Source organism: Mesorhizobium sp. CNPSo 4688 (genome assembly GCF_057784295.1).
In genome coordinates, this window is sequence record NZ_JBWLUY010000014.1 from 40,934 (window position 1) to 63,041 (window position 22,108).

Consider the following 22,108-nt stretch of genomic DNA (forward strand, 5'->3'; position numbering starts at 1 on the left):
GCGCGAATAGCGGGTAGACAAGCGAAGATTCCAATAGCATTGTTGGCATTGGGACGGGGCTCGACTGGCAAGCGCTAACGATGCTTGTCGGTGGTTGGCAACAGCTAAACCGTACAGCCGCAATTGCCACGGTTGTAAGACAAGGAGTCCCAAGGATGCCGAACCCGAGCCAGACCAGCGATCAATGGTGGGTCAACGACCAGACGCCGGATAACCCGTATGGCAAAAGCGAAGATTACGAGTCCTACCTCGACTACCTTGGAGCGCTGGACCGGTCGCTGACGCCGGCGATCGCGGCGGGAACGCTTAGGATCAATGTCACCGAGCTCAATGATCATCCCGAGTACAAGGCCGCCGCGATCGGCGCCTTGCAGATGTGGGCGCTTGTCACGCCTTTGAAGTTCGAAATCGTCGACGATGCGCCCTACAACAGCGCAACGGACTGGATGCAGGTTGTCAGCCCCGAACTGGGCGAGGAAGACGACGGCAGCGCCTATTCCAACGACCGCTATGTCAGCATAGGTCAGCGTTTCCATGACACCGAGCAAAACAAGACGGCCATTGGGGGCTATGTCTTCGATTCCTTCATCCATGAATTCGGTCATGAGTTCGGCCTGAACCATCCCGGCCTCTACAATTACAGCGGTCCCGGCGGCGTCCAGATCAACTATCTGAACAACGCGACCTGGACCTACGACCGTCAGCAATACAGCGTCATGTCCTATTTCGACGGGATCGATGTCGGTGAAACCACCCGTTGGTCGGCGTCAACGCCGATGATGGCCGACATCGAGGCTGTCATCCGCCGCTTTTTCTCGACCGTCGACGAGAACGGGGTGCGCACCTATCAGCATATCGACCTCAACACGGGCGACAATGTCTACGGCTTCGGCAGTACCGTGGATGGTTACCGGCTCAGCGCCTCGGGCATGCAACACGATATCGGTTTTGTCATCCATGACACCGGCGGAACCGACACGATCGACTTCTCCGGCTCGACAGCGGGCACGATCCTTGACCTGCGCGCCGGACAATTCTCCAGCGTCAACGGCCACAGCAACAATGTGTCGATCTTTGCCGGGCACAACGCCGATGGGACCGACTATTACATCGAGAACGGCATCGGCAGCAGTCATGACGACGTCCTGATCGGCAATGACGGAAACAACGTGCTGGATGGCCGCGGCGGCGGCGACCGCATGGCCGGCAATGGCGGCGACGATATCTATTTCGTCGACTCCCTCGACGACATCGTGCGCGAGGAAGCCAATGGTGGCAATGACACGGTCGTTCTGCTGTCCCGGAACTTGAATATCCGGAAAATCGCCAACGTCGAACACATCATCTACGCCGACGAGTCGACACTCCAACCGGGAGATGGCGGCAGCGAAACGCCTCCCATCATCGGCGACAACACGATGACCAGTGTCATCTTCGGCGACAATGGGAATAATACGCTCGACGGCGGCGCCGGCAACGACACGATCTTCGGTCAGGGCGGCGATGACCTCATCATCGGCGGCCGCGACTCGCTCGCCAGCCGCGACATCAACAACACCATCGACGTCGCCGACCTTGAAGACCAGACCGAGAGCGACGACGGCAATGACACGCTCTATGGCGGCGGCGGCAACGATACGATCCTCGGCGGCCAGGGCAACGACATCCTCGACGGCGGCGCCGGCGACGATACGCTGAGCGGCCAGGACGGCATCGACATATTCAGGGGCGGCGCAGGCGTCGACACGGTCGACTTCAGCAAGGAGAGCCCCTTCCAGCTGCTCGTCAACCTCGAGACGAATGTTGCCAATGGCGGCACCGCCACGGGCGACACCTTCTACAGCATCGAGAACCTGATCGGCTCCGATGACCGCATCGACCGCTTCATCGGTACGTCGGCGGCAAATCATTTCTGGGGCCGGGGCGGTGGCGACTATTTCAACGGCGGCGGCGGCAACGACATACTGGATGGCGGCAATGACGGCGACATCCTGTACGGTGAGGCCGGCAACGACACGATCATCGGCGGCGCCGGCCAGGACTATCTGGATGGGGGCGCCGGTATCGATACGGTCGTCTACGAAGGCAGTTCCTCGGGTGTCACGATCGACCTCGCCAATGGCACGGCCAGCGGCGGCGACGGCGATGGCCCGGTGCAGATCGTCGGGCGCGGCACCGTTATCCGGCACGACATCCTCGCCGGCTTCGAAAACGCCGTCGGTTCCTTCTTCGACGACCATCTCATCGGCAACGCCCAGGCCAACAAACTTTCCGGCGGCGCCGGCAACGACACGCTGACCGGCGGTGGCGGCGCCGACACATTGAATGGCGGCGCCGGCAGCGACACGGCGGACTACGCCGACGCGACCAGCGGGCTCAGCCTTAAGCTGGGTGGCGGCAAATCCGGCGGCGACACCTATATCTCGATCGAAAATCTGGCCGGTTCGGGCTTCAACGATCGCCTGACGGGCGACGGTTCGGCCAATGTGCTGACCGGCCAGGGCGGCGTGGACAAGATCGACGGCGGCGGCGGCGATGACACACTGCTCGGCGATTTCGCCTATCAGGGCGATGCTCCGCCCCGCCCGGGCATGGGCACCGGCTACGCCACGCTCGGACCCGATGCGACGAACAATTCGACCTCAACCGCCTTCGACATCTCGAACAACTTCTCGCTGGCCGCCGACCCCGACATCTTCGATTCGACGACCACCCTTCACACCACCGTCGACGCCACCGGGAACGGCCTGGGCGGATATTACAGCATCAACCTGGCTGCCGGCACGATCATCACCATCGACATCGATGGAATTGCCGACCCCAATGTCCATGACAGCATCGTCAGGCTACTGGACAGCGACGGCAATGTCGTCGCCCAGAACGACGATGGCGGCAACGACCCGGGCTCCAACAACGGCCGGGATTCGAGCACGAGCTTCATCGTTCAGGAAACCGGAACCTACTATATTCTGGAAGGCCGCTGGTCGGACACGGCTCCGGGCGATGGCTGGGTGGAAGAGGTGCCGGACGGCTCGACATACAAGCTGAACGTATCGGTCGAATTCCCGCCCGCGCCGGCTCAGCCGGGGGTTGCGGGCGCCGATACGCTCAACGGCGGCGGCGGCAACGACCTTTTGGATGGCGGGCTGGCTGCCGACACGCTGACCGGCGGCGCGGGCCAGGACTATTTCCGCTTCTCGACAGAACTCGGGAACGGCAATATCGACTGGATCAAGGACTTCAAGGTCGCCGACGATACGATCCTGCTGGACAACCTGATCTTTGCCAGCGTTGGCGGCGACGGCGCCCTCGCCCTGGGCTCATTCTACAAGAGTGCAGCCGGTGCTGCTCATGATGCCGACGACCGCATCATCTACGATACCGACAATGGAATATTGTCTTACGACGCCGATGGTTCTGGACAGGAAGCAGCCATTCAATTTGCGCACCTGAACACAAATCTGGATCTTTCGGCTGCGGACTTCATTGTCATCTAACGCGTTACCAGGAGGGGGGCTTTCAGGCTTCCCTCCTGAAGCGCGTCGCCGCAGCGAAAAGGGAGAGGACGCAATGACCGACCGCCGCACAGTATTGATGGCCGCAGGAGTTGCGGCTGTCGCCGCGGCCGCCGGGGCAGCCGGAGCAGCCGCTGCGCAGTCGACAGATATTCGCGGCGCAGTCACGTTCGTGGGCGGCAAGGCTATCCCGGAAGGTCGTCTCGAGATCTATCTCGAGGACCTCGCCATTCAGGACAGTGCGCGACGTCGGGCCGCGAAAACCAGTCTCAAAAGCGAGGGCGGGTCAAAGACGATAGAATTTTCGTTGCCCCTGCCCGCAAACTCGACGGCTTCACCGACGCTGCAGGTCGTTGCCCGCCTGGAGCGTGCGGACGGCTGGCTGGTGGCGCGGGGCAGCGCCCAGTTCGAGGCGGGCTTACCCGTCCATGTCACACTCAAGGCAGTTACGTATTGAGGGGCGAGATGCCATATCCTGATTGCGAGCTCGCATGCAGCTGACGCCATCGCCGCCGCTTACGCTGGTCGGAATTCTGGCGTCGTTTCGACGTGCTTTTTCAGGCATTGTCCTGATGAGCGGGGTCGTGAACGTGCTGACCCTGACCGGCTCGTTCTTCATGCTGCAAGTCTATGACCGGGTCGTTCCGGGTCGCAGCGTGCCGACACTGGTCGGCCTGGCGGTGCTGGCGGGAACACTGTTCGTGTTTCAAGGGGTGCTGGAGCTGATCCGCTCTCGCCTCATGGTGCGGCTGGGACAGGGGTTGGACGCAAAGCTGAGCCCGTCGGTCTATTCGGCGCTGATGCGCCTGCCGCTGCGCGCCAAGCCTTCCGGTGACGGACTGCAGCCCTTGCGGGATCTGGATCAGGTTCGCGCCTTTATCGGCAGTCCCGGGCCGACCGCGCTGTTCGACCTGCCATGGATGCCGCTCTATATCGGCATCTGTTTCATTTTTCATTTCTGGATCGGCGTCACCGCGCTTGCTGGCGCCGTTGTCCTGTTTGCACTGACGCTTCTGGCCGAATTCCGGACCCGCGGCCCGACAAGGATCGCCGGACAGCACGCAGCCGTCCGCAGCACATTGGCCGAGGCGACAAGGCGCAATGCCGAGGCCATGCAAGCCATGGGTTTTGGCGGGCGTATCGCCGAGCGATGGCATGCCGTCAATGCCGAGTACCTGAACGCCCATGCGGCAGCCAGCGATGTGGCGGGAACGCTTGGCACGATTTCCAAGATCCTGCGATTGATGCTGCAATCGGCCATGCTGGCGATTGGCGCTTATCTGGTCATCCAGCAAGAGGCGACCGGCGGCATCATGATTGCAAGCTCGATCATGATGGGAAGAGCACTGGCTCCGATCGAACTGGCGATAGCGCATTGGAAGGGCTTCATTGCGGCGCGGCAAAGCTGGGCACGCCTGAAGCAGCTGTTGGCTGCGCTGCCCGAAGGCGCAACCGGCGTAACCCTGCCTGCGCCTGTCAGCGCGTTGGCGGTTGAGAATGTCAGTGTCGCGCCACCGGGCGAACGGACGCCGGTGGTGTGGGACGCCAATTTTTCACTGGCCAAGGGAGCGGGTCTGGGAGTCATCGGCCCGAGCGCTTCCGGTAAATCGTCGCTGGTGCGTGCGCTTGCCGGTGTCTGGTTGCCGGCGCGGGGCGCCGTGCGGCTGGACGGCGCGACGCTTGACCAGTGGCCGACCGACGAGCTGGGCAAACATATCGGCTATCTGCCGCAGGATGTGCAGTTGTTCGACGGAACGATTGCGCAGAACATCGCCCGCTTCGACCCGGATACGTCATCCGATATGGTGCTTGCGGCGGCCAAGGCCGCCGGCGTGCATGATCTCGTCGTGCATCTGGCCGACGGTTACGACACACGGGTTGGCGAAGCCGGCGCGTCGTTGTCGGCGGGGCAACGGCAGCGCATCGCCCTTGCGCGCTCTCTCTATGGCGATCCGTTCATGGTCATCCTGGACGAGCCGAATTCCAATCTCGATTCAGAGGGTGAAGTCGCCTTGTCCGCCGCCATCCAAGGCATCAGGGACCGCGGCGGCATCGTCATCGTCGTCGCGCACCGGTCCACTGTCCTGGCCAATGTCGATACCGTGCTGGTGATGGCCAATGGGCATGTGCAGGCCTTCGGTCAGAAGGATGAGGTGCTGAACAAGGTGTTCCGATCGGCAGCACCGCTCAAGGTCGTTGCCGCCACCGAGCGAGGCGTTCCGGCATGAGCGAGGACAGAGCCGCTTTGCATCATAGGCAGGTCCACCGCTATCTCGTGGCTGGGGTTGCTACCTGTCTGCTGCTCGTCGGCGGTGTTGGCGGCCTGGCGGCAGTGACCAAAATGTCGGGTGCGGTGATCGCAGCTGGCCGGCTGGTGGTCGATTCCAATGTAAAGAAGGTTCAGCATCCGACGGGTGGCGTGGTCGGCGAGATCAGGGTGCGTGAAGGCGACCGGGTCAAAGCGGGCGATATTCTGGTGCGCCTGGATGAGACGACAACGCGCGCCAACCTGGCGATCGTCTCAAAAGGTCTGGATGAGTTTTATGCACGGTTGGCGCGCCTGGAGGCAGAGCGTGACGGCAAGGACACGATCAGCTTTCCGGAAGTATTGACATCGCGGCGCGACGAAGCCGGTGTCGCCGCATCGATGGCCGGAGAACAATCGCTGTTCGATTTCCGGCGCCAGGCGCGGTCCGGCCAGCGATCGCAATTGCGCGAACGGATCGCCCAGTTGACGCAGGAGACCGCCGGTCTGACCGAGCAGTTGCAGGCGAAACGCCGCGAGATCGAGCTGATCCAGATCGAGCTGGAAGGCGTGCGGTCCCTGTGGCGTCGCAAGCTGATAGGAATCGAGCGCATGACGGCGCTGGAACGGGACGCGGTGCGGCTCGAAGGCGAGCATGGGCAGTTGACCGCGGGAATAGCCCAGGTGAAAGGCAAGGCGGCCGAGATCGAACTGCAGATCATCCAGATCGACCAGGATCTTCGCAGCGAGGTCGCGACCGATTTACGCGAAACGCAAGGGAAGATCTCCGAGTTCGTCGAACGCAAGGTAGCGGCCGAGGACCAGTTGAAGCGCATCGATCTGCGCAGCCCGCAGGATGGCGTGGTGCTGCAGTTGGCCGTGCATACGATCGGCGGGGTCATCACGCCCGGCGAACAGGTGATGCAGATCGTGCCGGTAACGGACGACCTGACCGTTGAAGCGCATATTGCACCGCAGGATATCGACCAGGTGACGATGGGCCAGAGTGCGATTTTGCGCCTGTCGGCCTTCAATCGGCAAACCACGCCGGAACTGACCGGGACGCTGTCGCGGATCTCGGCGGATCTCACCACCGAAGAGCGCACCGGAGCAGCCTTCTACGTTGCGCGGGTGACGCTGCCGAAAACGGAGGTCGCCAAGCTGCGCGGGCTGGCGCTGGCGCCCGGCATGCCGGCCGAAGTGTTCTTCCCGACGGGCGATCGGACGATGCTTTCCTATCTGGTGAAGCCGCTGTCGGATCAGATCCAAAAAGCTTTCCGGGAAGAATGACGGCGGACTTTTGAGAGCTGAAGCATCGGGACCGGCTGGTTGCCGACCCGAAGGGGTAGCTCCAGCTCCGCCGCCTCGTAGCCGGCGATGCCCTTGATCTCGAGGAAATCCTCAAGCCCGTATTCGGCATTGTAGCCGCCGAACGGCAGGCCAGCGTCCCGGGGTGGGGAAGTTGATGTAGGCGTTGTCGGTGCGCATGCGCGCGGCGATTTCGTGGGCCTTGTTCATGTCCTTGGTCTGGATGTAGGAGGCCAGCCCATAGACGGTGTCGTTGGCGGCGCCGATCTGCTCGCAACGTCTCCGCACTCAATCGGTACGGCCACGCATATTAGCATTCAACGATATATTAATAAGTATGATCGAGCCTTTGCGTATCGGGACCAATTTCCGATCGACGATCCGGCACTATTTGTGTGCCGCGACGCTCGACCGATGCGGAGTAAAACGCATGAGTGTCGAAACCGCACTGGCGCAGCTATTGCGCATGATCCACGGTCGCGCCCTCAATCTGGCGGCGTTGCCTGACGATGAAAGAGTTACGCACTACGACAGCATCCGCCGATCATGTTGCGGAGCCGCCGAGCATGTCGGCCAGAGTCCCGACGATGCAGCCATCACAGCAAACAGCATGGTCGAATTCACCCGCGCCATGGTTGGAATCATCGAGACAAACCGCGGCTATGACAAGCGGCGGTCCATCTCCGGGCGGCGACCCGGTTGACGAGACTAGCGAGGGCGCGGCCGAGACCGCGCCCCTTCGATTGCATTGGAGCTAGCGAGGGCCTTGTCTCCCTGCCCTACTCTGCCGCCTCGTAGCCCGCGATGCCCTTGATCTCGAGGAAATCCTCGAGCCCGTATTCGGCGTATTCGCGGCCGTTGCCGGATTGCTTGTAGCCGCCGAAGGGCAGGCCGGCGTCCCACTGGGGATAGTTGATGTAGACATTGCCGGTGCGCATGCGGGCGGCGACTTCGCGGGCTTTCTGGATGTCCTTGGCCTGAATGTACGAGGCCAGCCCATAGACAGTGTCGTTGGCAGTGCCGATGGCTTCCTCCACGGTGTCATAAGGCATGATCGCCAGCACCGGCCCGAAGATTTCTTCCCTGGCGATGCGCATGTCCGGCGTGACGTCGGCGAAGACAGTCGGCCTGACATAGTAGCCGCGGTTGAGTTCGGCCGGACGGCCGGGGCCTCCCGCGACCAGCGTCGCACCCTCGCCTATACCGGCCTGGATCAGGTCCTGGATCTTGTCGAACTGGGTCTGGCTGACCACCGGGCCGAGCTTGGTGCCGGCCGCATCGGCCGGGCCGACGGTGAACTTTTCCGCCGCCGTCTTGGCATAGCCGGCAGCCTCGTCGTGGCGGTCGCGCGGCACGAACATGCGGGTCGGCGCATTGCAGGACTGACCTGAGTTGCTGAAGCAGCCGGCGACGCCCTTGGCGACGGCCTTTTCCAGGTCGACATCGGGGAACAGGATGTTGGCCGACTTGCCGCCGAGTTCCTGATGCACGCGCTTGACCGTGTCGGCGGCCGCCTTGGCCACCAGTATGCCGGCGCGGGTCGAACCGGTGAACGACATCATGTCGATGTCGGGGTGGCTGGACAGCGCCCGGCCGACGCCGGGGCCGTCGCCATTGACGAGGTTGAAGACGCCCTTCGGCACGCCGGCCTCGTCGATGATCTCGGCGAAGATGATGGCGTCGAGCGGGGCGATTTCACTGGGCTTCAGCACCATGGTGCAGCCGGCGGCGAGCGCGGGACCGACCTTGCAGGTGATCTGGTTCAGCGGCCAGTTCCACGGCGTGATCAGGCCGACGACGCCGATCGGTTCCTTGACGATCAGGGACGAGCCCTTGATGTGGCGGAATTCGAACGACTTCAGCACTTCGGCCATCTTCTGCAGATGCGCCAGCCCAACGCCGACCTGGCTGTCGAGCGCCATCCGGCGCGGCGCACCCATCTCGCGCGACACGGCCAGCGCCAGATCGGGGCTGCGTTTCTTGTAGATGTCGATGACGCGGTTGAGGATGTCGAGCCGCTCTTCGACCGAAGTGAAGCCGAATGTGTCGAAGGCGCGTTTGGCGGCGGCAACCGCCTTGTCGACATCGGCCTTGGAGCCGAGCGAAATCTGCGCGAAGGCATCTTCGTTCGAGGGGTCGATGACGTCGAGTGTGTTGGGCACAACAGGATCGACCCACACGCCATCGATATAGAACTGCAGATTGTGTGACATGGTTTCTCCTTGGGCGGGATATCTGATGTGATTGGGGGGCGATCGCCGGATCGTCGTATCGCGTCAGAGATAACGACGCGGCAAGAGCGATGTCAAACGCAAGGGTGGGCGATTGAGCCAGGCGGCTACAGGAGCGTGTGCCCCGCCGCGACCAGAAGGCCCCTTGCCGCAGCTTCATCCTTCACTTTGACAAGCAGATGGTCGCCATCGAAGGTGGATACCAGAAAAATGCCGAGTTCGTTTTCCGATAATGGCTTTATTACCGACAGCACGATGCCTGTTTCGTCGAAGGCAAAGGGACCCTGCAGTTTGAAGGCGACCCAGTCGCCGTCGTGCTTGACCGTGCCCGGAACGCGATCCTGCAGGCAGGTGATCGAAAGCTCGTCCTCGGTCCTGGTGATGCTGACGAAGCCCGGTCCGTCGGCCCAGCCAGGAATGCTCTCTTTTGCTTCGAGGCGCGAAACCGCATACCGCCCCGAGAGTGGCTTCAACCGGACCCTGACTGCCATCGTCGTATCCATGCCTCCGATTGCCCGCTATCGCGTCAATCTCTTGCTCATATAGACCGTCGTGCCGTTCATGAACGGCTCTTCGCGGTCGATCGCGTAACCGTGCTTCCTGTAAAGCGATACATTGGCCTCGAAGGCGCCGTTTGTCAGCAGGCGCAATTCGCGGCGGCCGGCCTTATGCGCCTTCTGCTCGGCGCGTTCCAGCAACAGCCGGCCGATCCCCCTGCCCTGCGCCTGCGGCGCGACGCAGACATTCTCGATCCAGAGGTGATCGTCCTCCAGCATGGTCTCGATCATGCCGACGATGCGGTCGCCCTCGACGGCGAGATCGAACGGATGTTCGGCAACCGCCTTGTCATAGTCGGCGCGCATCGGCAGCGGCTCGCGGCCGATCACCGGCACCCATTTGGCATAGGAGGCGCGCACGATATCCCTGATCGCGGCGGCATCAGCGCGCTCGGCCGGCCGAAACCGGATGGAAGAATTGGTCATGATAAGGCTCCAGACATGAAAACCCCGCCGGCGGATGTCGCGGCGGGGCGGGAAACGAACGAACCGGATCGGATCTATCGTGCCGGTCTTTGTCGTCGCGCAATCGGCTTGCCGCTCCGCATCGTGCAGAGGCGACGTCGCTTGGCGATGGCGAGCGAGAAAACGAACATGAGGCCACGCTGGAGCAAGCACCGCGGCCCGTCAAGATTTTGAGATTGGCCCAGCCTGTCGAATTCGGGAGGTGTTCCATCGTCAGCAATCGTTCGTAAAAATCGATTATTCTAACCAGAACAATTCGTTGGAAAGATCGGTTCGGGAATGGCATTCCTCCGGTGTAGTCGCCTGGAGAATCGCATTGTCTTCCGTCACCAACATCGCGAACGAAATTCCGAAAAGCCTGATACCGACCGATCTGACCGCGGGCCGCAAGCGGCTCGATTTGGCGTGGAACGGCGTTATCCCCGGTGTAGTGCTGGTGGCGATGATCACCGCAGTGGCCTTCTCGGCCCACAATGTCTCAGGCTTTGCCTTGTTCAGCCCGATGATCCTCGCCGTCGTCGCCGGCATGATTTATTCCAACGTGCTCGGCACCCCCGCCCATGCCAAGGCCGGCATCGGCTTCTCGCAAAAGCGCCTGCTGCGCTTTGCCATCGTGCTGCTCGGCTTCCAGCTGACGCTCGGCCAGGTCGTCTCCATCGGCGCCAGCGGCGTCGGCATTGTCGCAGCTACCCTTGGCGCCACCTTCGTCTTCACCATCACGCTCGGCCGGCTGCTCGGCGTCGACGCCAAGCTGGCGCAACTGATTGCCGCCGGCACCTCGATCTGCGGCGCCTCGGCGATTGTCGCCACCAACATCGTCACCGATGCGCACGACGAAGACGTCACCTACGCCGTCGCCTCCATCACGCTGTTCGGCACTGTCGCCATGCTCGGCTTCCCGCTGCTGGCGCCTGTGCTCGGGCTCGACCAGCATGCGTTCGGCCTGTGGGCCGGAGCCTCGATCCACGAGGTGGCGCAGGTCATCGGCGCCGGCTTCCAGAACGGCGCACAGTCCGGCGAGATCGCCACCGTCGCCAAGCTGACCCGTGTTTCCATGCTGGCCCCGATGGTCATCGCGCTCGGCCTGATGGCGCGCCGCAAGACGAGCAGCGACCGGTCAGGCGATCAATCGGCGGCGCGGCCGCCCATGCCGTGGTTCGTCGCCGCTTTCGTCGCAGTCGTGGCGCTGAACAGCCTAGTGACCGTGCCGGCCGACGTGAAGTCGGCAATGGCGCTGGGCACCACCATCATGCTGACCATGGGGCTCGCCGCCATGGGCCTGCAAGCCAACATTTCGCAATTGCGCTCGCGCGGCCTGCGGCCGCTGGCGCTTGCCTTCTCGGCCTTCCTGTTCATCGGCTGCTTCAGCCTGATGCTGGTGAAGTTCGCCTAATTCCTATCGGGCAGTCTCGGCGCCTGCCAGGATCAGGTCGATGCCGGCGAGGAATTGCTCGCGGTCGTCATGGTCGCGAAACCGTGCCGCCATCTTGTGCAGGAACGGAAAGCCGGCGGGGTCGCGTTGCGTCCACCGTGCAATGATCGTCGCCAGGAACGCCGTACGATCCGTATCAGGCGGCAGGAGGCGGGCGTTCGCAGCGTTCGCGGCGTTCTGCCCGGCGCAACCCAGGATGTAATGCACCAGAGCGGACGCGACGTCGAGCTGCGCCTGTTCGGCTACGCCGAGCGCATCGAGCTGGCCGCCGATGCTTTCAAAAATCTCCCCCACGCAGGATTGCCAGGGCGCACGTGACAGCTGCGCGCCCGCCCAGGGGTGAGCGTCGATCGCGTCGAACAAGCCCAGCGCAATGGCCCGGATCGCCTCCCGCGGCTTTGCCTCGCGAACCCGCATGACACGGGCGATGACATCGTCGGTGGCGACCGCGAGCAGCTCGTTCTTGTCCGCGACGTGCCAGTAGATTGCCCCGGCCCCGGTTGCCAGGCGCGCCGCGAGCGCGCGGAAGGTCAGCGCGCCCTCACCGTCCTTGTCGAGGATCCCGATCGCAGCCTCGACGATCCGCTCCTTCGAGAGCGCGTCCGTGCGTCGTTCTGCCCGTTGAGTGGTTTTTGCCATGAGCACCATCTTGACATCAGTGGAACGGCGTTCCATTTAACAGGAATGGAACATCGTTCCAATGAGTATTTCAGAGAAAGATGACAATGTCACCAGTCACCATCATCGGTGCCGGCCTGGGTGGCCTCACCCTCGCCCGTGTCCTCCACGTCCACGGCATAGCAGCGACGATCTATGAGGCGGAGCCCTCGGCCGAGGCCCGCACGCAAGGCGGACAGCTTGATATCCACGCGGACAGCGGACAGCTTGCGCTCGCGGCGGCCGGCCTCACCGACGCATTCCGCGCCATCATCCACGAAGGCGGCCAGGCGTCGCGCGTGCTCGACAAGCACGGCACGGTGCTACTTGAGGAGCCGGATGACGGTACCGGCGGGCGTCCTGAAGTGCTGCGTAGCGATCTCAGGCGCATTCTCATCGACTCCTTGCCGGCGCAGACCATCCAGTGGGGGAAGAAGCTCACCAGTGCCGTGTCGCTTGTCTCCGGCCGGCACCAACTGACGTTCGCCGACGGATCGGGCGAAAGCACCGACCTTCTCGTCGGCGCGGACGGCGCCTGGTCGAAGGTCCGGCCGCTGTGGTCGGATGCCACGCCCGCCTATACCGGCACGTCGTTTGTCGAGACCTATCTCTACGACGCCGACGAGCGTCACCCGGCGGCAGCCGAAGCGATGGGCGGCGGCACATTGTTCGCGCTTGCCCCTGGCCAAGGCATCTTCGGGCACCGCGAGGCGGGAGCCGTGCTTCACACCTATGTAGCGCTCACCCGTCCCGCCGAATGGTTCGCCGGCATCGACTTCAGCGACGCGGCCGCCACAAAGGCTCGGGTTGCCGCCGAGTTCGACGGCTGGGCGCCGGCGCTCACTGCGCTGATAACAGACGGCGAAACCCTCCCCACTTTGCGCACGATCAACACACTCCCGACCGATCACCAATGGAAGCGTGTGCCCGGTGTGACGCTGCTCGGCGATGCCGCCCATCTGGCGCCACCGGCCGGCGAAGGCGCGAACCTGGCGATGTTCGACGGCGCCGCGCTCGGCAAGGCGATCGCCGCGCAGCCCGGCGACATCGAAACGGCGCTCGCCGTCTACGAACAGGCGCTGTTCCCGCGCAGCCAAGCGGCCGCGGCCGACGCACAGCAGATGCTGCAGCTCTTGCTCGACGAGAACGCACCGTACGGGCTCGTCGGCTTCTTCACCGGCGTGCTCGAGGGGAAGCACGGATGACCGCAGTCCCGATCCTGGCGAAGGTGGATTAGCTCAGTCCTCGAAAGAGCTTGCCGCGACATAGATCGCGGCAAGCGCCTCGATGCCGGCCTGGTCGTCCTTGTCGAAGCGGCCGGGCGTCGGGCTGTCGAGGTCGATCAGGCCGAAGACGCCGTCATTGTCCCTGAGCAGCACGACCAGTTCCGAACGCGAGGCGGCGTCGCAGGCGATGTGGCCGGCAAACTCATGCACATCCTTGACCAGCATCGACATTTCGAGATCGACGGCGGTGCCGCACACGCCCTTGCCGACGGCGATGCGCACGCAGGCCGGCTTGCCCTGGAACGGCCCGAGCACCAGTTCCTCGTCGGAGGCGAGGAAATAGAAGCCGGCCCAGTTGAGGTCGGGCACCATCTGAAAAATCAGCGCCGATGTGTTGGCGGCATTGGCGACCGAATCGCTCTCGCCCTCCAGCAGCGCCTTCAACTGGGTGGCCAGTTCGCGGTAGAAGGCTGGCTTGTCGGTGCTGTCGATGGTCTGGGCCGCAAACATGGTTCGTCTCCGTTGCCGGCGGACCAGGATGCCCGCTATATCCCTGTCTGCCACCAATGACGCGCCTGGGAAATACACAATTGTGAATACCGTCCATGCCAGCAGAAGACAGGACCGGGTGCAGCCCGCAGCGAGCGAAGGCCCTCTCACCTTTGCCGTGCTGGTGTTTCCCGGCTTTCCGATGATGGCGTTCAGTTCGGTGATCGAGCCGCTGCGCGCCGCCAATGTGCTGGCCAAGCGCGAGTGCTATCGCTGGGTGATCGTCGGCGCCGACAAGGGCACGGTCGAGGCGTCCAATGGGGTTGTCATACAACCGGGATTCTCAGCCTCAGGCGCGCCGAAGGTCGACCGCATCGTCGTCTGCTCGGGCGGCAATGCCGACTTGCTTATCGCCGACGATGCGGTTGCCTGGATGCGCAAGAGCCTGCGGGGCGGCGCCCATATCGGCGCGGTGGCCGATGCCGCCTTCTTCCTCGCCAGGGCCGGCCTGCTCGACGGCCATGCCTGCACCTTGCACTGGACCAGCCAGGCCGCCTTCACCGAGGCGTTTCCGGACATCGAGTTGAGGCGCGACCTCTACGTCATCGACCGCAAGCGCTTCACCTCGGCCGGTGGCGTCGGCAGCCTCGACATGATGCTGGAGATCATCACCAACGATTATGGTGGCGAGCTCGCGGCAGGCGTCGCCGAATGGTTCGTGCACAGCCCTTTGCGCTCCAGTGTGGACCGCAAGTTGATGCCCCTCAGGCTGCGCACCGGGGTCCAGAACGAGCTGGTGCTGTCGGCCATCGCCATCATGGAAGATGCGGTGGAAGAGCGGCTCGGCATGACGGAACTGGCGGCCAGGCTCGGCGTCTCCTCCGACAAGCTGGAGCGCAATTTCCGCAGCGAGCTCAGCATTTCGCCCAACGGCTACTACCGGCGCCTCAGGCTGCGGCGCGCCGCCGACCTTTTGGCGCATTCAACGCTGATGGTACGAGATGTGGCGCTGGCCTGCGGCTTTGCGTCGATGTCGAGTTTTGCGAGGGCTTTTCGCGAAGAACACGGGCATGCGCCGAAGGCGATGCGGCGGCATTAGTGGTGCTTCGCTAACGCCAGCGGCATTGCGCACAACATTTGCGGGATTCCGCACAGACTTTGCCTAGCGCCCGGCTATGTTCGAGCCTTCAGGAGGCCGACCCATGAGCATCGTCGTTTTCGATCCCGACAGCACCGAGGACGTGGATTTCAAGGATCGCATGCGCCATCCGGCGGCTGCGGACTCTGCCGGTGGAATGTGGCTGTCGGACACCGAGCCGTCCTTCATCGATGCCGACGCGTTGCGCAAGGGCCGGCTTGCGAAACTGCGCGGCTGGATGCGCGAGGCCGGCTATGGCGGCGTCGTGCTGTTCGACCCTTACAACCAGCGCTACGCCACCGGCTCGCGCAACATGTTCGGCTATTTTCTGCGCAATTCGACGCGCTATTTCTTTATCCCGACCGAAGGGCCGATCGTGCTGTTCGAATATCCGCAGAGTTACCATGTTTCGATGGTGCTCGACACCATCGACGAGGCGCGGCCATCCAAGCTGGTATGGTCTTCGGTGTCGGGCCGCGACGACGAGACCGCCGGCCCTTTCGCCGACGAGATCGCCGAACTGTTGAAGAAGCATGGTGGCGGCTCGATGAAGCTCGGGCTCGACCGCTGCAGCCATCTGCAGGCGCTGGCGCTGGAAAAGCGCGGCTGCGAAGTCCGGGATTGTCAGGGCGAAATCCTGGCGGTGCGGGCGGTGAAGACGCCTGAGGAAGTGAAATGCCTGCAGGTGTCGATGGCCGGCGCCGAGGCGGCCGTCTACGCCGTGCGCGAGGCGATCAAGCCCGGCGTCTCCGAAAACGAGCTGTTTGCCATCATGTATGGCGAGGTGATCCGCCAAGGCGGCGAATTCATCGAGACGCGGCTCCTGACCTCCGGCCAGCGCACCAATCCGTGGTTCAACGAGGCCAGCGGCCGCAAGATCCGGCCGGGCGAGTTGTTGGCGCTCGATACCGACACGATCGGCTGCTACGGCTATTATTCCGATTTTTCCCGCACCTTCCGCTGCGGGCCGGGCAAGCCGACCGACTATCAGAAATCGCTCTACCGCATGGCGCACGACCAGGTTCAGCACAACATTTCGATCGTGAAGCCGGGCATGGCGTTTCGCGAGATCGCCGAAAGAGCGTGGAAAATCCCGGACCGTTTCGTCGACCAGCGCTATACCTCAGTGATGCACGGCGTCGGCATGCATGGCGAGACGCCGTTCATTGCCCATGCCATGGACTATGAGACCTACGGCCGCGACGGCATTATCGTGCCCGGCATGGTGGTCAGCGTGGAAAGCTATATCGGCGAGAAAGGCGGTCGCGAGGGCGTCAAGCTGGAGGACGAGATCCTGATCACCGACACAGGCACCGAACTGTTGTCGCGCTTTCCCTACGAGGATGAGTTTCTGGCAGGGGCTGCCTAGATGAAGGCACCGATCTCGATCAAACGCGGCACGGTGGCGGCGGTGTTTATCGACCTCCAGGAGGAGCACCGGCAGGACAAGCGCTATCTGGTCGAAGGCTATGGCGAGGTGCTGGCCAACGTCCAGCGCCTGCAGGCGGCGGCGCGGCGCAACTTCGTGCCGCTCTACCACTGGGCCTATATTGTCGACACCGCCAAGGCGCGGCCGTTCCATCCGCTCGATGCCGACGGCAAGTCGGCCTTTTCCGACAAGAGCGATCCGCTGACGGAAATCTGTCATGAGGTGGCACCGGCCAATGGCGAAGCCTTGCTGATCAAGGCGGAGGCCAGCGCCTTCCGTTCGGGGCCGGCGGCGCGCGACCTCAAATCCGGCGGGATCGAGTGGCTGATCGTCGCCGGCGTGTGGACCGAGGCCTGCGTCGACGCCACGGTGAAGGACGCGGTGGCATCCGGCTTTCGTGTGCTGCTGGTCAAGGATGCATGCGGCAGCGGCAGTGCCGCCATGCACCAGACCGCCATCCTCAACCTCGCCAACCGGCTCTATGGCGGCGCCGTCACCAACACCATCGACGCCTGCCGGCTGATGGCGGGCGATACCGTCAGCGCATGGCAGGTCGAGGGCTCGGTGCCGCTGCGCTTCACCTTTGAAAACGCCGGCCGGCTGTACGGCGAACTCTGAGCGGCAAGAGACAATGGGCACGGTCCACAAGCTCAAGACACCCCGGCGGGGAAAATACGCCGCCCTGCTCGACCCGGCGCTGTGGGATTACATCGACCGGATCAACGACTGGTTTCCGCCCGAAATCGCCGAACTGCCGATCGCCGAGCAGAGGTCGGTCTATGATGCCATGTGCCGCGCCTTCCATCAGGGTTATCCCAAAGGCGTCACCGCGAACGATGGCATCATTGCCGGCGATAAAGGGCACGCCATTCCCATCCGCCACTATCGCATGGCGGGCAAGCCGTTACGCGCACTCGTCGTCTATTATCATGGCGGCGGGTTTGTGCTGGGCGGGCTCGACAGTCATGACGACATCTGCGCCGAAATCTGCGCCGGCACCGGCTTCGACGTCGTCTCCGCTGACTACCGGCTGGCGCCGGAGCATCCGCACCCGGCCGCTTTCGAGGATGCGCTTGCCGCCTTCGAATGGGCGGCGCAGACGACTGATCTGCCGATCGTGCTCGTCGGCGAGAGTGCCGGCGGCAACCTTGCCGCCGCGGTCGCGCATGCGTCGCGCCGCCACCCGCGCCACGCCGTCGGCCAGGTGCTGATCTATCCCGGCCTCGGCGGCGACGAGAATGCCGGCTCGTATGTCGAGCATGCGCAAGCGCCCCTGCTGACGCTGCGCGACATCGAGGCCTACCGCACCATCCGCTCCGGTCCGGCGCAGTCGCGCGATGACCCGACATTTTCGCCGCTGAGCGACAGCGATTTCTCCGGCCTGCCGCCGACGGTCATCGTCACCGCCCAATGCGATCCGCTGTCGTCGGATGGCGAGACCTATCGCGACCGTATCCTCGCCGCTGGCGGCCGAGCCTGGTGGTATGAGGAGCCGCGGTTGGTGCACAGTTTTTTGCGCGCCCGCAAGAATGTAGGGCGCGCTGGCGAAGCGTTTTTGTGCATCCTGGCGGCCATCGCCGCCGTCGCCGTGCTCGGCAAGGGTGAGTGGCCGTACTGAGCTTCGTTGCGCTCCGGACCTAGCGAAGGCCCCCTCATCTCATCCGGCCGCTTCGCGGCCACCTTCTCCCCGCTGGGGAGAAGAGGTAGGCGCCAGCATTCGCCATCTCCTCTCCCCTCGGGGAGAGGTCAGCCGAGCGAAGCGGAGGCTGGGTGAGGGGGCCTTCGCTCAGGCTCCCCCCTGCGGAGCAGCGCACAAGAATTGCGGAAAGGCGAACATTTCCCTGCGTAAGCTCGCCCTATCATTGTCTGCTCAGGCAACGGCGCCCCGGCGATCGCATCTGCCCCCAGCGGACGCGATCCGTCGGGGCGCCCAACAAAAGAGGGAACGACGATGAAATTCATGCTGACCGACAGAAGACTGCACCCGCAGGCGAAACCCGTTGCCGATGATTTCAGGAAAGGCGGTGTCAGCCGGCGCGAATATCTCGCCATCATGGCCGGCTTCGGTGTCAGTGCTGCCGGCGCGCTGGCGCTGGGCGGCCTCAGCGCTTCGCCTGCCCGGGCCGAGGAGCCGAAGCGCGGCGGCACCTTGCGCGTCGCCATGAACGTCAAGGGCTTCAAGGATCCGCGCACTTTCGACGGCGTCGAAATGTCCAATGTCGCGCGCCACTGCAACGAATATCTGGTGCGCTGGAACCGCGACTTCACCTTCGAGCCATGGCTGCTCGAAAGCTGGGAAACCAGCGACGACGCGAAAACAATCACCCTGCATGTGCGCAAGGGCATCGCCTGGTCTAACGGCGACACCTTTAACGCCGACGATGTCATCCACAATCTGACCCGCTGGTGCGATGCGTCAGTTGCCGGCAATTCGGTCGCCGCGCGCATGGGCGCGCTGGTCAATGCCGACACCAAAAAGCCGGTCGACGGCGGCATCGAGAAGGTCGACGACTTCACCGTAAAACTTAATCTGCCGAAGCCCGATATTTCGCTGATCGCGGGCATGGCCGACTATCCGGCGCTGATCATGCACCGCTCCTATGAAGGTGGCGACGACCCGATGAAGGCGCTGGCGATCACCACCGGTCCGTGCGAATTGGTCAGCTGGAGTGCCGAGACAAGTGCGGAGGTGAAGCGCAAGGACAAGCCCTGGTGGAAGGGCGACTTCTACCTCGACGGCATCAAATGGGTCGATTACGGCTCCGACCCCAACGCCATGCTGTCGGCGTTCGAATCCGGCGAGATCGACACCGACCACGAAACCGCTTCCGACGCCGTGTCGCAGACCGAGCAGATGGGCTTGCTGAATTCCGAGATCGCCACCGGCTCGACCATCGTCGCCCGCTTCAATGTCGGCAACGCGCCCTATGACGATGTCAAGGTGCGCCGCGCCGCCCAGCTTGCCGTCGACAATTCGGCCGTGCTGGCGCTTGGCCTCGGTGGCCGCGGCAAGCCCGCTGACAACCACCATGTCGGCCCGATGCACCCGGAATTTGCCGATATCGGCCCGGCCAAGCGCGACGTGGACCAGGCGAAGAAACTGCTCGCCGAGGCCGGCAAGACCGACCACGAATTCGACCTGATCTCGGTCGACGTCGAATGGCAAAAGAGCACCGGCGACGCGATCGCAGCGCAGATGCGCGAGGCCGGCCTGAAGATCAAGCGCACGGTGCTGCCGGCAGCAACCTTCTGGAACGACTGGAGCAAATACCCCTTCTCCACCACCGAATGGCTCGGCCGCCCGCTCGGCGTCCAGGTGCTGGCGCTTGCTTACAAATCGGGTGCGGCCTGGAACGAAAGCGCCTACGCCAACAAAGAATTCGACGAACTTCTCGACAAGGCGCTGGCAACGCCGGATGCCGCCCAGCGCAAGGAGATCATGGCCAAGATCGAGCAGAATCTGCGCGATGCCGGCATCATCATCCAGCCCTACTGGCGCTCGGTCTACCGCACCTACCGCAAGGGCGTGCAAGGCTGCGAACAACACCAGTCGCTGGAACAGCACTTCGAGAAGGTGTGGCTGGAAAGCTGATCCCTCCCGGGACTGTTGGGCCGGCGCGGTTCGAATGAGCCGTGCCGGCCGAATGCCATTTGCCATCGCCACGAATTTTGGCACAGATTGCGCCTGACCGACTTTCGGCTCAGAGCGAATCAGGCATGGACCATTTCGACCTCGGCAGCTATCGCCGTCCCATCTCCACCGCCTCGGCCGAGACGCAGCGCTGGTTCGATATCGGGCTGAACTGGTGTTACGGCTTCAACCATGAGGAAGGCATAAAGTGCTTCGAGAAGGCGCTGGAAACCGATCCAGGCTGCGCCTTCGTGCATTGGGGCATCGCCTATGCCGCCGGGCCTTTTTACAACCTCACCTGGAAAGAGCACGGCAAGGACGAGGCGAACCGTGCCACCCGCCGCTGCTTCGATCATGTGCAGCTGGCGCGGGCAGGTTCTGCGAGCGCCAGCCCCGTCGAGCAGCGGCTGATCGAGGCGCTGGCCGCCCGCTTCCAGCAGCCTCATGGCGTCACGCCCGCGGAATTCGAACAATGGGACAATGCCTATGCCGCCGCGATGCGGCAGGTCTATCGCGATTTTCCCGACGACCATGACGTGATGGCGCTCACCGTCGAGGCGCTGATGATGCGCACGGTGCGGCGGCTGTGGGATTTGAAGACTGGCAGACCGGCGCCGAATTCGGATGTGCTGGAGGCGCTGGAAGTCTGTGAGCGTTCGATCCGGCTGTCGGACGAAGCCGGCACTGCGCCGCATCCGGCGATCCTGCATCTGCACATCCATCTCCTGGAAATGTCGACGCAGCCGGAGCGCGGCATACGTTCGGCCGATTTGCTTGGCACGATGTGTCCCGATGCCGGCCACATGAACCACATGCCCGGGCATATCCATGTGCTGTGCGGCGAATACGAGAAGGCGAAGCTCGCCAGCGAAAAGGCGGTGCGCGCCAACGACCTCTATCTCGCCTATGCCAGTGAGCCGACTTACTATCTGCTCGGCTGCTGCCACGATCTGCATCTGATGATGTTCACCTGCATGTTCCTCGGCCAGTGCCAGCCGGCGCTGTGGGCGGCCGACAAGGTGCGCAGCCTGGTCGCGCGCGACGTGGTCGCCATCCCCGACCGGCCGAAGCTGACGCAGACGGTTGAAGGCTATCACGCGATGAAACCGCACGTGCAGGTGCGCTTCGGCCGCTGGCAGGAGATCATTGACGAGCCGATGGTGGCGGAGCCGGAACTCTATGTGCTGACATCAGCCATGCAGCACTACGCCAAGGGCGTCGCGCATGCCACGCTCAACCAATTCACGGCCGCCGAGCGCGAGCGCGAAAATTTCCGCAGGCAGGTCGAGAGCATCCCACCGGAACGGCGCTTCCTCAGCAATCCGACGCGGGCTTCGCTGGCCGTTGGTGCGGCCCTGCTCGATGGCGAGCTTGCTTACCACCAGGGCCAGCATGACGAGGCCTATACTCATCTGCGCCACGCAGTCGAGCTCGACGACAATCTGTCCTACACCGAGCCATGGGCCTGGATGCACCCGCCACGCCACGCACTAGCCGCCCTGCTACTCGACCAGGGCCACGCTGAGGAGGCCGAGCAGGTCTATCGCGACGATCTGGGCCTCAGCGGCAAGGTTCAGCGCTGCGCCCAGCACCCCGACAATGTCTGGGCGCTGCACGGGCTGGTCGAGTGCCTGAAACGGCGCGGCGAGAGCGCGGAACTGGCGGGGCTGCTGGTGAAGCTGGCCACGGCACTGGCCAAGGCGGATTTGGCGATCACCTCGTCATGCCTGTGCCGGACGAGCGTGCAAGCGGAGCATAGCTGCTGCCATTGAAGCCCAGCCGACC

At 63.5% G+C, this 22,108-nt stretch carries 19 protein-coding genes; 13 read left to right on the top strand and 6 right to left on the bottom strand.

What is annotated here, in order from left to right; genetic code table 11:
* Positions 1-155: 155 nt before the first annotated feature.
* The 4 genes from AC04SH_RS25135 (at position 156) to AC04SH_RS25150 (ending at position 7,050) form a co-directional block, all read left to right on the top strand.
* A complete protein-coding gene (locus AC04SH_RS25135) occupies positions 156-3,497 on the top strand; it encodes a M10 family metallopeptidase C-terminal domain-containing protein (RefSeq protein ID WP_488577082.1) in 3,342 nt (1,113 codons plus the stop codon).
* A 73-nt stretch (positions 3,498-3,570) separates the two neighbouring features.
* Positions 3,571-3,972, top strand: a complete 402-nt coding sequence (locus AC04SH_RS25140) for a hypothetical protein (protein ID WP_477236597.1) — start codon at positions 3,571-3,573, stop codon at positions 3,970-3,972.
* A gap of 34 nt (positions 3,973-4,006) precedes the next feature.
* Positions 4,007-5,743, top strand: a complete 1,737-nt coding sequence (locus AC04SH_RS25145) for a type I secretion system permease/ATPase (RefSeq protein WP_477236595.1) — start codon at positions 4,007-4,009, stop codon at positions 5,741-5,743.
* Positions 5,740-7,050: an HlyD family type I secretion periplasmic adaptor subunit gene (locus AC04SH_RS25150; protein ID WP_477236593.1), complete on the top strand. Its 1,311-nt coding sequence runs from the start codon at positions 5,740-5,742 to the stop codon at positions 7,048-7,050. Before AC04SH_RS25145 ends, AC04SH_RS25150 begins: the two co-directional genes overlap by 4 nt.
* A 111-nt stretch (positions 7,051-7,161) precedes the next feature.
* Here the strand turns inward: AC04SH_RS25150 and AC04SH_RS25155 are convergent, their stop codons facing one another.
* Positions 7,162-7,356, bottom strand: coding sequence for an aldehyde dehydrogenase family protein (locus AC04SH_RS25155; protein ID WP_477236591.1), 195 nt, complete (start codon positions 7,354-7,356; stop codon positions 7,162-7,164).
* A 49-nt stretch (positions 7,357-7,405) separates the two neighbouring features.
* Here AC04SH_RS25155 and AC04SH_RS25160 point away from each other — a divergent pair, with 49 nt between their 5' ends.
* Entirely contained in the window at positions 7,406-7,771 is a 366-nt protein-coding gene (locus AC04SH_RS25160) for a hypothetical protein (protein WP_488577083.1), read from the top strand.
* A gap of 76 nt (positions 7,772-7,847) precedes the next feature.
* Here the strand turns inward: AC04SH_RS25160 and AC04SH_RS25165 are convergent, their stop codons facing one another.
* The 3 genes from AC04SH_RS25165 to AC04SH_RS25175 form a co-directional block, all read right to left on the bottom strand.
* Entirely contained in the window at positions 7,848-9,281 is a 1,434-nt protein-coding gene (locus tag AC04SH_RS25165) for an aldehyde dehydrogenase family protein (RefSeq protein WP_488577084.1), read from the bottom strand.
* 125 nt (positions 9,282-9,406) lie between these two features.
* The gene (locus AC04SH_RS25170; RefSeq protein WP_142869675.1) at positions 9,407-9,790 is read right to left on the bottom strand and encodes an ACT domain-containing protein; all 384 of its coding nucleotides are present in this window, start codon (positions 9,788-9,790) and stop codon (positions 9,407-9,409) included.
* A gap of 27 nt (positions 9,791-9,817) precedes the next feature.
* On the bottom strand, positions 9,818-10,285 hold the full coding sequence (locus tag AC04SH_RS25175; RefSeq protein ID WP_488577178.1) for a GNAT family N-acetyltransferase: 468 nt from the start codon (positions 10,283-10,285) through the stop codon (positions 9,818-9,820).
* 352 nt (positions 10,286-10,637) lie between these two features.
* On the opposite strand from AC04SH_RS25175, the gene AC04SH_RS25180 reads away from it, so the two are divergent.
* Complete coding sequence (locus tag AC04SH_RS25180; RefSeq protein ID WP_488577085.1) at positions 10,638-11,714, top strand: YeiH family protein; 1,077 nt, start codon at positions 10,638-10,640, stop codon at positions 11,712-11,714.
* 3 nt (positions 11,715-11,717) lie between these two features.
* On the opposite strand, the gene AC04SH_RS25185 is transcribed toward AC04SH_RS25180, so the two are convergent.
* Complete coding sequence (locus AC04SH_RS25185) at positions 11,718-12,392, bottom strand: TetR/AcrR family transcriptional regulator (RefSeq protein WP_488577086.1); 675 nt, start codon at positions 12,390-12,392, stop codon at positions 11,718-11,720.
* A gap of 86 nt (positions 12,393-12,478) precedes the next feature.
* On the opposite strand from AC04SH_RS25185, the gene AC04SH_RS25190 reads away from it, so the two are divergent.
* The gene (locus AC04SH_RS25190; RefSeq protein WP_488577087.1) at positions 12,479-13,615 is read left to right on the top strand and encodes an FAD-dependent oxidoreductase; all 1,137 of its coding nucleotides are present in this window, start codon (positions 12,479-12,481) and stop codon (positions 13,613-13,615) included.
* Positions 13,616-13,648: 33 nt separating this feature from the next.
* Here the strand turns inward: AC04SH_RS25190 and AC04SH_RS25195 are convergent, their stop codons facing one another.
* Entirely contained in the window at positions 13,649-14,146 is a 498-nt protein-coding gene (locus AC04SH_RS25195) for a GAF domain-containing protein (RefSeq protein WP_192253067.1), read from the bottom strand.
* 181 nt (positions 14,147-14,327) lie between these two features.
* Here AC04SH_RS25195 and AC04SH_RS25200 point away from each other — a divergent pair, with 181 nt between their 5' ends.
* The 6 genes from AC04SH_RS25200 to AC04SH_RS25225 all read left to right on the top strand — a co-directional run bounded on the left by AC04SH_RS25200 (position 14,328) and on the right by AC04SH_RS25225 (position 22,095).
* The gene (locus AC04SH_RS25200; RefSeq protein WP_488577179.1) at positions 14,328-15,224 is read left to right on the top strand and encodes a GlxA family transcriptional regulator; all 897 of its coding nucleotides are present in this window, start codon (positions 14,328-14,330) and stop codon (positions 15,222-15,224) included.
* Between the two features lie 103 nt (positions 15,225-15,327).
* Positions 15,328-16,632 carry a M24 family metallopeptidase gene (locus AC04SH_RS25205; RefSeq protein ID WP_488577088.1) on the top strand — a complete coding sequence of 435 codons (1,305 nt, stop codon included), beginning with the start codon at positions 15,328-15,330 and terminating at the stop codon, positions 16,630-16,632.
* Positions 16,633-17,310, top strand: coding sequence for an isochorismatase family protein (locus AC04SH_RS25210; RefSeq protein WP_488550468.1), 678 nt, complete (start codon positions 16,633-16,635; stop codon positions 17,308-17,310).
* A gap of 13 nt (positions 17,311-17,323) precedes the next feature.
* The gene (locus tag AC04SH_RS25215) at positions 17,324-18,310 is read left to right on the top strand and encodes an alpha/beta hydrolase (protein WP_488577089.1); all 987 of its coding nucleotides are present in this window, start codon (positions 17,324-17,326) and stop codon (positions 18,308-18,310) included.
* A 333-nt stretch (positions 18,311-18,643) separates the two neighbouring features.
* Positions 18,644-20,284 carry an ABC transporter substrate-binding protein gene (locus AC04SH_RS25220; RefSeq protein ID WP_488577090.1) on the top strand — a complete coding sequence of 547 codons (1,641 nt, stop codon included), beginning with the start codon at positions 18,644-18,646 and terminating at the stop codon, positions 20,282-20,284.
* A 125-nt stretch (positions 20,285-20,409) separates the two neighbouring features.
* Positions 20,410-22,095 carry a hypothetical protein gene (locus tag AC04SH_RS25225; RefSeq protein ID WP_488577091.1) on the top strand — a complete coding sequence of 562 codons (1,686 nt, stop codon included), beginning with the start codon at positions 20,410-20,412 and terminating at the stop codon, positions 22,093-22,095.
* The last annotated feature ends 13 nt before the right edge of the window (positions 22,096-22,108 follow it).